Here is a 12365-nt window from a genome sequence, read left to right as displayed (position 1 = left end):
CAACCTTCAACATCCGCTCCTTATCCTTTGAGTCGAGTCCCGAAATGTCTGGTGGCGTCCTTCTGATCGTCCTCTTTGGCGCGTTCCTCCACGCGAGCTGGAACGCAATTGTAAAGGGAAGCGGAGACAAGTTCTTCAGTGCGGCCAGTGTGACCAGCGCTGCCGGGTTGATCGCCCTTTTCACCTTGCCTTTTCTGCCGCTGCCGAACCCGGCAAGCTGGATTTACATGCTTCTGTCTACGGTTACGCAGACCTTCTATATGTCGCTCGTGGCGGCGGCTTATAAATCCGGCGATATGAGCGAAGCCTATCCGATCATGCGCGGCACTCCGCCCTTGCTGGTGGCGCTGGTCAGTGCGCCGCTGGTCGGCGAGATCATGGGCTGGCAGAGCTGGCTTGGTATCGTGCTGATCTGCTCCGGCGTTCTGGCGATGGCGCTTGATGCGCGGCGAAGAAATCGTGGAGCTTCAAGTCGCACTGCCTTGCTTGCGCTGACCAATGCCGGTTTCATAGCAAGTTATACGATCATTGACGGCCTCGGTGTCCGTGTGTCGGGCGAGCCGATTTCCTATACGCTGTGGCTGTTCCTGATGAACGCCATACCGCTGGCGGGGTGGGCCCTTTACCGCGAACCGGACCGTTTCATCCAGTATCTGCGTAATCACTGGCGACCGGCCATGATCGGTGGCGTTGGTACGCTCGGTTCCTATGGCCTTGCACTCTGGGCGATGACCATGGCTCCGATTGCCGTCGTGGCGGCACTCCGCGAAACCGCGATACTCTTCGGTGTGCTCATTTCGGCTCTGGTATTGAAAGAAAAAGTCGGGCTACCACGTTTCGTGGCTGCCGGCTTTATTGTTCTCGGTGCGATTGCATTGCGCTTGTCTTGAAAATTTATTTCGTCACAGTGACAATCTTCCGGCAGAAATTCGTTTCTGCAGGAAGTGGCTTGGGCTAATAAAGTAATATGAACCAGCACGCTCCAATCTCGAACATCAAAACCGGTCATTCGGCTTGTCCGCACGACTGTCCGTCAACTTGCGCACTCGATGTCGAAATTCTCGATGAGCGGACCATCGGGCGCGTGCGCGGCGCGAAGGACAACAGCTACACGGCTGGCGTCATCTGCGCCAAGGTGGCGCGTTATGCGGAACGGGTTCATCATCCTGATCGCCTGAAGCATCCGCTGGTTCGTGCCGGTGCGAAAGGTGCTGGGCAGTGGAAGGAAGCTTCATGGGAAGCCGCACTTGATCTCATTGCCGAGCGTTTCCTGAAAGCCGAGCGCGATTATGGCAGCGAGAGCGTCTGGCCCTATTACTATGCGGGCACCATGGGGCTGGTGCAGCGCGACTCGATCAATCGCCTGCGCTTTGCCAAGCGCTATTCCAACCAGTTCGACAGTTTCTGTACCAATATGGCCTGGACCGGCTATTTTGCGGGAACAGGAAGCCTGACCGGTCCTGATCCGCGTGAAATGGCGAAGGCCGATGTGGTGGTGATCTGGGGCACCAACGCCGCCGCCACGCAGGTCAATGTCATGACCCACGCGGTCCGGGCACGTAAGGAACGCGGCGCCAAGATCGTCGTCATCGACGTTTATGCCAATGCGACCGTCCGCCAGGCGGATATGGGCATTGTGCTGAAACCCGGAACCGATGGCGCCTTTGCCTGCGCGGTCATGCATGTGCTGTTTCGTGACGGCCTTGCAGACTGGGATTATCTGGAGCGCTACACCGACGATCCGAAGGGGCTGGAAGCACATCTTCAGACCCGTACACCGGAATGGGCAGCCGCGATCACCGGCCTGTCCGTTGAAGAGATCGAAGCATTTGCCCATCTCGTCGGCAAAACCAAGCGAACTTATTTCCGCCTCGGCTATGGTTTCACCCGCCAACGCAACGGCGCGGTGAACATGCATGCAGCCGCTTCGATTGCCTGCGTGACAGGTGCTTTCCTTTATGAAGGCGGCGGGGCATTCCACTCGAACTCCGGCATCTTCAAGATGGACAAGCGCGAGATCGAAGGTCGCGCCATGCAGGATATGGGGCTTCGTTTTCTCGATCAGTCGAAGATCGGTCGCATTCTTACCGGTGACGCGCAGGCGCTTTATGGCGGCCCGCCCGTCATGGCAATGCTGATCCAGAACACCAACCCGATGAATGTGACGCCGGAACAGCGGCTGGTTCGCAAAGGCTTTGCGCGCGAGGATCTTTTCGTCGCCGTGCACGAACAATTCATGACCGATACGGCGAAGATGGCCGATGTTGCATTGCCAGCCACGACGTTCCTCGAACATGACGATATTTATCGCGGCGGCGGGCAGCAGCATGTGGTTCTGGGGCCGAAGCTGATCGAGCCTCTCGCCGATGCGCGTCCGAATATCTTCGTAATCAACGAACTGGCAAAGCGCCTCGGTGTTGGCGATCTGCCGGGCTTCGATCTGGATGAGCGCACGCTGATTAACAACATGAACGCCAATAGCGACTTGCCACAATTCGATGAATTGAAGGAAAAGCGCTTTGTCGATCTGCAACCGCCTTTCGAAGATGCGCATTATATCAATGGTTTCAAATGGCCGGATGGCAAGTTCCGCTTTCGTCCTGACTGGACCGGAAGCCCGTCGCCGAACAAGCCACCGGAAGTCATGGGGCTTCAGGGTGATTTCCAGTCGATACCGGAATTTCCGGATTATTGGGAAGTGATTGAAACGGCGGATGCCGAACATCCCTTCCGCATGACGACTTCACCGGCGCATAATTTCCTGAACTCGACCTTCGCCGAGACGCTGACATCGCTTGCCAAGGAAATCCGGCCTGAACTGCTTATCCATCCCGACGATGCGGCAGAACTTGGCATCGAGAATGGCGAGCGGATCGAGATCGGCAATCATCGTGGCGAACTGGTGCTTCATGCCGTGCTGCGCGCCGGACAAAAACGCGGGGTCGTCGTGTCGGAGGGCATTTTTCCGAACTCGACATTCGAGCGCGGCGAGGGGATCAATATATTGATCGGCGCTGAACCTGCCGCCCCCTATGGCGGGCTGGCGGTGCACGACACCAAGATCTGGATACGCAAAATAAACGCATAAATATTTATCCAACAACGCCGGGACGCATATATAAAATATATATGCGTCCCGGCGTTGTTGTTTATTCGCGCTGCTTGTTAGCCAGCGTAACGCAGTCTCAGCTTGGAAACACCCACAGCGGCATTCAGGCCGCGCTGGCCCTGAAGCGAAATCGGCTGAAGCGAAATCGTCTTCCACGAACCGCCGGTCAGGATGTTGGTGCCGAAGCCGACGCCAATCGCTGCATTGGCAGATGCGCCGACATAACGGCCCTGAAGAGCGCCTTCGGGACGAACGGTCGGAGCCCAGACGGCCCAGGCGACACGGCCGCCATTTATGAAGCCGACATCGATGCCGAGCTTGGTAATCGTCCCTGTATAACGCTCAGCCGGACCACGTCCACGGGCCGGGCTGAATACGCAGTCCACATCCTGCTGGCTGCCGATGATGACGCCGATTGCAGGAGAAATATCGCAGGACAGCGTGCCGACTTCCGAGCGCGGCTGGGTGCGACCTGAAGCGGGAGGAGCTACGTAGTCGGCAGCAATGGCTGGAGCCGTGACCGCAATGCCGGAAATGACGGTCATTGCCGAAAGGAAGGAAGTCGAAAAACGGAGAGACATGTCTTTGTCCTCTTCTAAAACACATATTGAAAGAGACGCTTACACGTCCCTTAACGAGATTTGCCGAAGCAAGTTCCGTTACGAATGGGAATTAGAGCTTTTTGCGGGAAATTAAAGTTTTATTAACAAAAAAATTGGGATGTGATTAATTTGTCGCGCGCTATCACGCACTGAGAACCATCGCTCCGGTGAAATCCGGCTGGCTGTTTTGTTCGCCGGCAAATTTGCGAAGGGCCAATGCATAAAGTTGATGCTCGGCTTTCAGAACGCGGGCCGCGAGCGCTTCGGCATCGTCACCAGCATGCACCGGCACCGCTGCCTGTGCCAGTATCGGACCTTCATCCATCCCTTCCGTTACAAGATGAACGGTGCAGCCTGCGACTTTCATACCCGCATCCAGCGCGCGCTGGTGGGTATGCAGTCCGGGGAAAAGCGGGAGCAGGGAAGGGTGAATGTTGAGAATGCGGCCTTCATAGGGAGCAATGAAACGGCCCGACAGAAGACGCATATAGCCAGCAAGGCAGATCATATCCGGCTTCAACGCGGCGAGTGCGTCCAGAATGGCATCTTCATGCGCATCCTTCGAGGTAAAGTCCTTGCGCTTGAAAACCTGTGTCGCAATTCCGGCAGCCTTTGCCTTGGCAAGGCCGCCAGCTTCTTCCTTGTCGGAAAAAACCGCCACTACTTCCGCCGGAAAATCGGCGGCTTGCGCAGCGCGGATCAGCGCCTCCATGTTGGAGCCGCCGCCCGAAATGAAGATGACGACCCGCTTGCGGCTCATAGCGAAAGCGTACCCTTATAGACGACGCCGTCTTTTTCACGCTTCACCATCCGGCCGAGCGTGACGACCTTTTCGCCTTCTGCGGCAAGGACAGCCACGACTTCCTCAACCTTCTCAGGCTTCACGACGGCAATCATTCCGATGCCGCAATTGAATGTGCGCAGCATTTCATTCGGCTCGACACCGCCCGTCTTGGCAAGCCAGGAGAAGACTGGCGGAACGGAAATGGACGCAAGATCGATTTCGGCAGCGAGACCTTCCGGCAGAACGCGCGGAATATTGTCGGGAAAACCGCCGCCCGTGATGTGTGCCAGCGCCTTGATGCCGTCCGAAGCGCGGATCGCGGCAAGAAGAGGCTTCACATAAATGCGTGTCGGGGTCAGCAGCGCTTCGCCGAGCGTCACGCCCGGCTGGAACGGGGCATCGGACTTCCAGCCAAGGCCGGAGAGTTCGACGATGCGGCGCACCAGAGAAAATCCGTTGGAATGCACACCGGACGAAGCAAGGCCAAGGATGACATCGCCTTCGGCAACATCGCCACGCGGCAGTAGACGGTCGCGTTCGGCCGCACCAACGGCGAAACCGGCAAGATCATAATCGCCATCCCGGTACATGCCGGGCATTTCAGCGGTTTCACCACCGATCAGCGCGCAACCGGCCTGCCGGCATCCTTCGGCGATGCCCGCAACGATATCGACACCCTGATCCGGCGAAAGCTTGCCGGTCGCAAAATAGTCGAGGAAGAAAAGCGGTTCAGCACCCTGAACGACGAGATCGTTGACACACATGGCAACAAGATCAATGCCTACCGTGTCGTGCTTGTCGGCATCGATGGCGATCTTCAGCTTGGTGCCGACACCGTCATTGGCGGCAACGAGTACCGGGTCTTTGAAACCAGCGGCCTTGAGGTCGAACAGGCCGCCAAAGCCGCCAATCTCTCCGTCCGCACCGGGGCGGCGCGTGGAGCGCACGAGGGGCTTGATCTTCTCGACCATCAGGTTACCAGCATCGATGTCGACACCAGCCTGCGCATAGGTCAGGCCGTTCTGGCCAACAGGCTTATCGGCGGGCTTATTTTCCATGGTCATGGCCTGCTCCTGAAATTGGGTGCTTATCCACGCAGCTGTTTAATGCATTTTCGGCAAAAGCGTGTAACGGTTTTGCTCAAGAAAAATGCGATAAACAGAGAATGTGCGCGCAATGGCACGAGACGGCGCTGCCTGCAAGGCCACAAAGCCCGAAAAGAGCCAAACAGCGCAGGATTCTGCCTGAAATCGTAAAGCACCGTCCATAACTCGATAGAAGGTTGTGTTTCGTCAGGCTTTTCGCACAGACATTGCAATCCTCAGTAACCGTTCTAACTTGTTCCCGTTCGCACTAAGATATCCATAACGCCATTCTGCTATCAGGACTGGCTCTATCCAATACGTTTCCTGGAAATAGATGCACATGGTCAAGAAACCGACACCCACGCGCACGAGCGCCAGCCGAACGATCCGTCAGTCGGAAGCGACAGTTCGCGATGGTGATATCCACGTCAATGTGGAAGTCGGCGCGCTGACCGGCTCTTCGGTACGTCGTCAGGCGATGTTCTGGGTGGGGACCGTCGCGGTCTTCATTCTGTTTCTCGTCGTATTCAGTTCAGTGCTGTTGCCTTTTGTTGCGGGCATGGCGCTGGCCTATTTCCTCGACCCTGTCGCAGACAGGCTCGAACGTTTCGGCCTGTCCCGGCTTGCGGCCACAATCGTCATCCTGCTCATCTTCCTGATGGCGCTGATCCTCGGCCTGATGATCGTCGTGCCGATCCTCGCAACGCAGCTCGCTGATTTCATTTCCAAAATCCCCGAATACATCACCCAGTTGCAGTCGTTGCTGGCAAATGAGGATTCGCAATGGCTGAAGAAATATATCGGCATTGACAGTTCGGTCATTCAGCAGAATCTGAGTTCGCTGCTCCAGCAGGGTGCCGGTTTCCTGTCGACATTGCTTCAGTCCCTGTGGAATTCGGGGAAATCGCTGATCGATATTGCGGGGCTTTTCGTCGTCACTCCGGTGGTTGCATTCTACATGCTTCTGGACTGGGACCGCATGGTCGGCAGCATCGATTCATGGGTGCCGCGCCGCCAGCTTCATACCGTGCGCCGCATCGCCGCCGAGATGAATGCCGCCGTCGCCGGTTTCATTCGCGGGCAGGGAACGCTCTGCCTCATTCTGGGAACCTATTACGCCATCGGTCTCACGCTGACCGGGCTTAATTTCGGTCTGCTGATCGGCTTTTTTGCCGGTCTCATCAGCTTTATTCCCTATATCGGTTCCTTTGTCGGCCTGGCGCTCGCCATCGGTGTGGCGCTGGTCCAGTTCTGGCCTGACTGGATCATGATCTGTGCCGTCGCGGGTGTGTTTTTCCTTGGTCAGTTTGTGGAAGGAAACATCCTCCAGCCGAAGCTCGTCGGCTCGTCCGTGGGGCTTCATCCGGTCTGGCTCATGTTCGCTCTTTTTGCCTTCGGTTCGCTGTTCGGCTTCACCGGAATGCTGGTGGCAGTGCCCGCAGCGGCTGCAGTCGGGGTGCTTGTGCGGTTCGCATTGAATAGCTATCTCCACTCACCGATGTATGATCCTGCCTACCATCAGCCGAACCCCGACGCCGGGCCGCTGATCGAGGCAGGCGAGAATGCAGGCAAAGAGAAATGAGACTGGGTCGTAACCGGGCAGGATTTGAAACGGGATTTGCAGGAGGCCGCGATGCGTGAGGCACCGCGCCAGATTCCGTTGAATCTTGAGCATCAGCCCGGTTATCATCGGGAAGACATGATCGTCACGGATTCCAACCGTGCCGCCGTCGATCTTATCGATCGCTGGCCGAACTGGCTGTCGCCTGTCACGATCCTTGCCGGACCGACCGGATCAGGCAAGACACATCTGGCGGAAATCTGGCGCGCCGGAACAGGCGCACTTCTGGTAGACCCCACGCACATTACCGAGGAAGCCGTGAACGGCGCTGCCGAATATCCGGTGCTGATCGATGATATTGGTGCTGCGCCTTTCGATGAAACCGGACTTTTCCATCTCATCAATAGCGTTCGGCAGAATGCGGCTCAGGGGCTTGGGCCTTCCCTGCTCATGACCTCTCGTCTGTGGCCAGCCAACTGGAACGTAAAGCTTCCTGATCTTGCCTCGCGTCTCAAGGCCGCAACCGTCGTGGAAATTTCAGAACCGGACGACCTGCTGCTTTCCGGCGTCATTCACAAGCTCTTCGCGGACCGGCAGGTAAGCGTCGAACCGCATGTCGTCGCCTATCTGGTGAGCCGGATCGAGCGCTCGCTTTTGTCGGCGATCCTGATCGTCGACAAGCTCGACCGGGCGGCGCTTGAGCAGAAAAGCCGCATCACGCGCACGCTTGCCGCACAGGTTCTGGCGGGCAGCGAACAGCCGGATCGCTGAGGATGAAGATAGCGGTTACCGGGGCGGGTGGTTTTATCGGAAGCGCACTCACTCAAGTGCTGGTCGGGGAAGGGCATGAAGTCCTGCCTCTGTCCCGGAATGAACTGACTGATCCGGATTTTTCAGGTGTCGAAACGGTCGTTCATTGTGCAGCACTTGCTCACCGCGCCGGTGCGGAACGACCGGATGCGGATACATTCGATGCGGTCAATCATCGACTGGCCGTGGAACTCGCCACCAAGGCAAAAGCCGCCGGCGTAAGGCGCTTCGTGTTTGTATCCACGATCTATACGATTGCGGGAAATCCGTCGCCGCTGACGCCGGACATGCCGCTGAAGCCGCGTGATGATTACGGGCGTGCCAAGGCAAAGGCGGAGGCTGATCTGCGCGAAATCAACGGGATCGAGATCGTCATCGCGCGCCCGGTTCTCGTTTACGGTCCCGGAGCGCGGGCGAACCTGAAAGCCTTGATAAAGCTCTGCAACAGCGGATTGCCGTTGCCGTTCGGTCTGGCAAACAACAGGCGCAGTTTCGTGTCGCTTGAAAACGTCGCACATGCGCTGACATTTTTAAGCGTGGCGCCTGCCGAAAAGGTTGCCGGGCGGGTGTTTCATCTTGCTGAGCCACAACCGCGCTCCACAAAAGAACTCGTGACGAAGCTGCGTGCTGCCTTGGGAAAGCCTTTTCGTCTTGTACCCGTTCCACCGGTCTTCATGCAGCTCCTGCTATCGGCAGTGGGCAAAGGCGGTCTTTACGACCAGCTTTATGGTGATCTGGTCGCAGACAGTTCATCACTGATTGAAGCAGGATTCGATTATCTGCCGGGCGACCGGCAGCTCGAAGCAATGGCGCGTGGTCTGGATTAGAGCATGTCTCCCAAAAGTGGGAACCGGTTTTGGGATAAAGACATCCGTAAAAACAAAGAGATAGAGCGGTTCCAGCGACTCCGTTTTAACCGGAACCGTTCTAGTTTTTCTGGCCGACAGCTTTGGGCGGCTCCATGCGTGAATGCGCTGGATTTGGAGCCTGTTTGGGTGCGGCTGCCGTTGCAGTTTGCGTCTTCCTGGCAATCGAGCCGGTGATAAGGCTTGCACTGTCAGGCTTGTTGCGCCCACCGATAAGCTGATCTTCATGCACCCAGCCGATCATGTTCGTCTTCGGGACGATCACGCGATGCCAGCGCCCGGTCTTCCCATAAGAGCGCATCTCGCGACCTTTTTCCACGACGCCGATAGATGGCGACTTGTCCCAGGCATTCTTATGGATGGTGAGCCGCGCCTTGGCATAAATCACCGATGGGGAGCTTGCCGGAGTGTTGACGCCACGCGGCGGCATGGAGCGTAGCGCAGCGGCGGGCGAGGATACGACAACCTGATTTGTGGGGCGCGGCGGGGTGGCGGTCTGGATTGCCGCCTGCTGCGCCGGCTTTTGCGGTGCGGGTGCCACAACGGGCGCCGCGACAACGGGTGCCGATGGACGCGGTACAGGGCCGACAGCGGCGCCGTAATCCTTCGACGGCGCCCTGCTCTCGGGGGGCTTGCTCTCGGAGGCTTTGCTGGTGACGGTCGCCTTTGGCTCGGTTCGTGCTGCGGGCTGTGTATTCGGCTTGGAAGCGGGGCGCTGGAACAGGGCTGTTATCGCGGCTTGCGGGCTCTTATGCTGAGAGGTTGCCCACAAGCTGAAGGCACCTAGACCCAAAATTGCGGCAAGCGCGAGAACGGGGGTGGATGAGCCGGAAGACTTGCCCGACGACTTGGCCGAGCGCTTTGTGGAGCGCTGGGGCGAGCGGGTGGTGCGTTTCCGTGCAGCCATCGTCTGTCTCCTGTTCGAATCGCGATGGGGAGACACTACCAATTGTTCCTTCGCATTTGGTTACCACAGCGTCTGGCGCGAACGCTGGAACGACGAAGCGGAAACAAAAAACGCCGCTTTCGCGGCGTTTCAAGGTAGATTGGTGAAGACTTACTGGTGCCCAGACGTCTTGTCATCGCAAGAGGTCTGGCCTGATGCCTTCTCTTGCTGCCGTTGGTTGGCTTCGCTTGCCTCAACTGCGTTGCGCAGCTCTGCCCATTCGCGTTCATGACGACGATAAAGCTCGTCGGAAACAGTCTGGATACCCATTTCGGTCCTCCGTTTTATCTGGTGCCCCAAATAACATGGCGAAGTCCGAAATGTTGCATCACAAAGCGTAAGCGTTTGAAATCTTAATCGGTTTATATGTTTATAACGTCTTGCCGATTTCAATTTTCCTGAATGGAAACACCACCTTCTCCGATTTTCATCTCGATTCCGGCGGGTTTGGTCTCTTCACGATAGACATAAACCGCAAGACCCGCAGCCACGACAATCAGCGCGCCAATAATCAGATAAAGCCCGTTTCTATTCACATTCAGTCTCCAGCTTATTGGTAGTGAAGTGAAAACGCGTGCGCGTGCGATTTTGTTCCCCCGAGAGGCTTCGCAGAAAAGCAGAAAACCCACGCGAGGGGGCTCGCGTGGGTTCGTCTGTCGTTCACTTCACGTCAGTGCGTGATGGCCGGTAGTGTTTCGGTCGGAACCATGGAGGTGAATGGCGGCAGATAGGCCTGAGCCATCACCAGAAGGCCGACGAGTGCGGCCAGCGCAATGGAATGGAAGAACACATAGCGCAGGATCTTCGATTCATGCCCGTACCACTGCGTCGCGGTTGAGGCGACGACGATGGACTGTGCGTCGATCATCTTGCCCATCACGCCACCAGAGGAGTTTGCAGCCGCCATCAGGACAGGCGACAGGCCGAGCTGTTCCGCCGTGATCTTCTGCAGGCCGCCAAACAGGACGTTCGACGCCGTGTCGGACCCTGTCAGCGCAACGCCGAGCCAGCCCAGCATCGCCCCGAAGAACGGATAGACCCAGCCGGTCTGCGCGAAAGCGAGGCCGAGGGTCGCATCGGTGCCCGAATAGCGCGTGACATAGCCAAGCGCCAGCATGGCCGAGATCGTGATCAGCGAGAAGCGAACCACGTAGGCGGTCTCGCCATATTCCTTCAGAAGCCTTAGCGGGTTGAAGCCGAGCACAAGTCCGCCGACCACGGCAGAGAGCAGGATGCCCGTGCCGGTGGCCGAAAGCAGATTGAGCGTATAGATCGCGGCCTCGGAATGCGCTTCGGCCACGACGGGCGGAACCTTGAACACCAGGTTGTGCAGATAGGGGATCGGCATTTTCCAGACCCAGAGCGAGTCGAGCCATGTCCGGAATTGCGGCGTGCCCCAGAGGAACACGAACACCGACAGGATAAGCCAGGGCGTCCAGGCCCGGAAAACGGTTCCGGTGGAATGCTTCGGCGGCGCTGGCATAGGGGCCGAATCCGCTTCGCCTTCCTTGCCGGTCGAGGTCCAGATTCGCTTCGGTTGCCAGATGCGCAGGAAACCGGCGAGTGCCGCCATCGAGCAGATCGCAGCGACCACATCCACCAGCCACGGCCCATGGAAATTGGACACCAGATATTGCGGAACGGCGAAGGCAGCACCTGCCACCAGCAATGCAGGCCAGACTTCCAGCATGCCTTTGCGACCGGCAAAGGCCCATATCAGCCAGAAGGGCACGATGACGGAGAAGAACGGAAGCTGGCGTCCGATCATCCCGGAGAGTTGCAAAAGGTCAATTCCGGTCACCGCCGAAAGCGCAATGACCGGCGTTCCAAGCGCGCCATAGGCGACCGGCGCCGTATTGGCGATCAGTGAAAGGCCAGCCGCGGGCAGGGGAGCAAAACCCAGCCCCATCAGCATCGCAGCCGTCACGGCTACAGGCGTGCCGAAACCCGCGGCACCCTCAAAGAAAGCACCGAACGAAAAGGCGATAAAGAGAAGCTGGAGACGACGATCCGGCGTGATGCCGGCGATGGAATCACGCAGAATATTGAACTGGCCGGTCTGTTCGGTCAGCCGATAGAGAAATATGACGTTGAGAATGATCCAGCCAATGGGCAGAAGTCCATAGGCGGCACCGTAAACGGCGGTGGCACCCGCCATGTCGGCAGGCATTCCGAAGCCGACGACTGCGATGACAAGCGCTGTCAGAAGCCCGAGTATGGCTGCGGTGTGTGCTTTGATGTGGAAAAAGCCGATACCGCCCAGCAGGACGACAATTGGCAAGGCGGCAAGCAATGTCGACCAGAACATGCTCCCCAAAGGGTCATAAACTTGATTCCAGGGCATAGGTCCTCCCTTCCTGGATGTGCAGTTCCTCTCCTTGATAATGAATGCGCCGTCGCAATTTTTTCGACGGTTATGCAATGAACGACCATCCTCTCCCGAATGGCAGTTGAATTACGAAGTGCTAATTTATGTAGACAGATAATTGGTAAGCTTACTTTACCAGAGCTGTCAATTCGCTGATTCTGCTACTTTCGGACGGGAAAGCGCTTCAAGCGCTTGCATGTAGTCTGGTCCGTGCTGCTTCAAGTTGTACCCAGG

General features: G+C 57.5%; 12 protein-coding genes. 5 read left to right on the top strand and 7 right to left on the bottom strand.

Features of this window, described 5'->3' with window-relative positions; all coding sequences use genetic code 11:
• Positions 1-44 precede the first annotated feature (44 nt).
• Together HWX93_RS12210 and HWX93_RS12205 are read left to right on the top strand one after the other, a co-directional pair.
• Entirely contained in the window at positions 45-890 is an 846-nt protein-coding gene (locus HWX93_RS12210) for a DMT family transporter (protein WP_151554811.1), read from the top strand.
• A 77-nt stretch (positions 891-967) separates the two neighbouring features.
• Positions 968-3088 (top strand): molybdopterin oxidoreductase family protein, encoded by a 2121-nt coding sequence (locus tag HWX93_RS12205; protein ID WP_151554810.1) that lies wholly within the window; start codon positions 968-970, stop codon positions 3086-3088.
• Between the two features lie 77 nt (positions 3089-3165).
• Here HWX93_RS12205 and HWX93_RS12200 read toward each other — a convergent pair whose 3' ends face one another.
• The 3 genes from HWX93_RS12200 to purM all read right to left on the bottom strand — a co-directional run bounded on the left by HWX93_RS12200 (position 3166) and on the right by purM (position 5559).
• On the bottom strand, positions 3166-3690 hold the full coding sequence (locus HWX93_RS12200; RefSeq protein WP_061347336.1) for a DUF992 domain-containing protein: 525 nt from the start codon (positions 3688-3690) through the stop codon (positions 3166-3168).
• Between the two features lie 163 nt (positions 3691-3853).
• Positions 3854-4471, bottom strand: a complete 618-nt coding sequence (gene purN / locus HWX93_RS12195) for a phosphoribosylglycinamide formyltransferase (RefSeq protein ID WP_151554809.1) — start codon at positions 4469-4471, stop codon at positions 3854-3856.
• Positions 4468-5559 carry a phosphoribosylformylglycinamidine cyclo-ligase gene (gene purM / locus HWX93_RS12190; RefSeq protein WP_176037489.1) on the bottom strand — a complete coding sequence of 364 codons (1092 nt, stop codon included), beginning with the start codon at positions 5557-5559 and terminating at the stop codon, positions 4468-4470. The genes purN and purM overlap by 4 nt, the downstream gene beginning before the upstream one ends.
• 361 nt (positions 5560-5920) lie before the next feature.
• On the opposite strand from purM, the gene HWX93_RS12185 reads away from it, so the two are divergent.
• Genes HWX93_RS12185 through HWX93_RS12175 form a run of 3 tightly spaced genes read left to right on the top strand, consistent with a single transcriptional unit; the run spans position 5921 to position 8778 of the window.
• Positions 5921-7162, top strand: coding sequence for an AI-2E family transporter (locus HWX93_RS12185; RefSeq protein WP_176037488.1), 1242 nt, complete (start codon positions 5921-5923; stop codon positions 7160-7162).
• 51 nt (positions 7163-7213) lie between these two features.
• A complete protein-coding gene (gene hdaA / locus HWX93_RS12180; RefSeq protein WP_151554807.1) occupies positions 7214-7912 on the top strand; it encodes a DnaA regulatory inactivator HdaA in 699 nt (232 codons plus the stop codon).
• A 2-nt stretch (positions 7913-7914) separates the two neighbouring features.
• Positions 7915-8778, top strand: a complete 864-nt coding sequence (locus tag HWX93_RS12175) for an NAD-dependent epimerase/dehydratase family protein (RefSeq protein ID WP_176037487.1) — start codon at positions 7915-7917, stop codon at positions 8776-8778.
• 100 nt (positions 8779-8878) lie between these two features.
• Here the strand turns inward: HWX93_RS12175 and HWX93_RS12170 are convergent, their stop codons facing one another.
• The 4 genes from HWX93_RS12170 to HWX93_RS12155 all read right to left on the bottom strand — a co-directional run bounded on the left by HWX93_RS12170 (position 8879) and on the right by HWX93_RS12155 (position 12107).
• Positions 8879-9724 carry a hypothetical protein gene (locus HWX93_RS12170; RefSeq protein WP_151677957.1) on the bottom strand — a complete coding sequence of 282 codons (846 nt, stop codon included), beginning with the start codon at positions 9722-9724 and terminating at the stop codon, positions 8879-8881.
• 150 nt (positions 9725-9874) lie between these two features.
• Positions 9875-10033 carry a hypothetical protein gene (locus HWX93_RS12165; protein ID WP_010661697.1) on the bottom strand — a complete coding sequence of 53 codons (159 nt, stop codon included), beginning with the start codon at positions 10031-10033 and terminating at the stop codon, positions 9875-9877.
• A 119-nt stretch (positions 10034-10152) separates the two neighbouring features.
• Positions 10153-10299: a hypothetical protein gene (locus tag HWX93_RS12160; RefSeq protein ID WP_010661698.1), complete on the bottom strand. Its 147-nt coding sequence runs from the start codon at positions 10297-10299 to the stop codon at positions 10153-10155.
• Positions 10300-10433: 134 nt separating this feature from the next.
• Positions 10434-12107, bottom strand: coding sequence for an L-lactate permease (locus HWX93_RS12155; RefSeq protein WP_151554804.1), 1674 nt, complete (start codon positions 12105-12107; stop codon positions 10434-10436).
• Between the last annotated feature and the right edge of the window lie 258 nt (positions 12108-12365).

Origin of the sequence: Brucella tritici, from assembly GCF_902825325.1 — a bacterium.
In the GTDB taxonomy this organism is placed as follows: Bacteria; Pseudomonadota; Alphaproteobacteria; order Rhizobiales; family Rhizobiaceae; genus Brucella.
This window is presented reverse-complemented; position numbering and strand designations above follow the sequence as displayed.

What these genes read in the sequence shown, in the direction of transcription:
- HWX93_RS12210 (WP_151554811.1), top strand. Translation starts at nt 45, where the DNA reads ATGTCTGGTGGCGTCCTTCTGATCGTCCTCTTTGGCGCGTTCCTCCAC.
- HWX93_RS12205 (WP_151554810.1), top strand. Translation starts at nt 968, where the DNA reads ATGAACCAGCACGCTCCAATCTCGAACATCAAAACCGGTCATTCGGCT.
- HWX93_RS12200 (WP_061347336.1), bottom strand. Translation starts at nt 3,690, where the DNA reads ATGTCTCTCCGTTTTTCGACTTCCTTCCTTTCGGCAATGACCGTCATT.
- purN (WP_151554809.1), bottom strand. Translation starts at nt 4,471, where the DNA reads ATGAGCCGCAAGCGGGTCGTCATCTTCATTTCGGGCGGCGGCTCCAAC.
- purM (WP_176037489.1), bottom strand. Translation starts at nt 5,559, where the DNA reads ATGACCATGGAAAATAAGCCCGCCGATAAGCCTGTTGGCCAGAACGGC.
- HWX93_RS12185 (WP_176037488.1), top strand. Translation starts at nt 5,921, where the DNA reads ATGGTCAAGAAACCGACACCCACGCGCACGAGCGCCAGCCGAACGATC.
- hdaA (WP_151554807.1), top strand. Translation starts at nt 7,214, where the DNA reads ATGCGTGAGGCACCGCGCCAGATTCCGTTGAATCTTGAGCATCAGCCC.
- HWX93_RS12175 (WP_176037487.1), top strand. Translation starts at nt 7,915, where the DNA reads ATGAAGATAGCGGTTACCGGGGCGGGTGGTTTTATCGGAAGCGCACTC.
- HWX93_RS12170 (WP_151677957.1), bottom strand. Translation starts at nt 9,724, where the DNA reads ATGGCTGCACGGAAACGCACCACCCGCTCGCCCCAGCGCTCCACAAAG.
- HWX93_RS12165 (WP_010661697.1), bottom strand. Translation starts at nt 10,033, where the DNA reads ATGGGTATCCAGACTGTTTCCGACGAGCTTTATCGTCGTCATGAACGC.
- HWX93_RS12155 (WP_151554804.1), bottom strand. Translation starts at nt 12,107, where the DNA reads ATGCCCTGGAATCAAGTTTATGACCCTTTGGGGAGCATGTTCTGGTCG.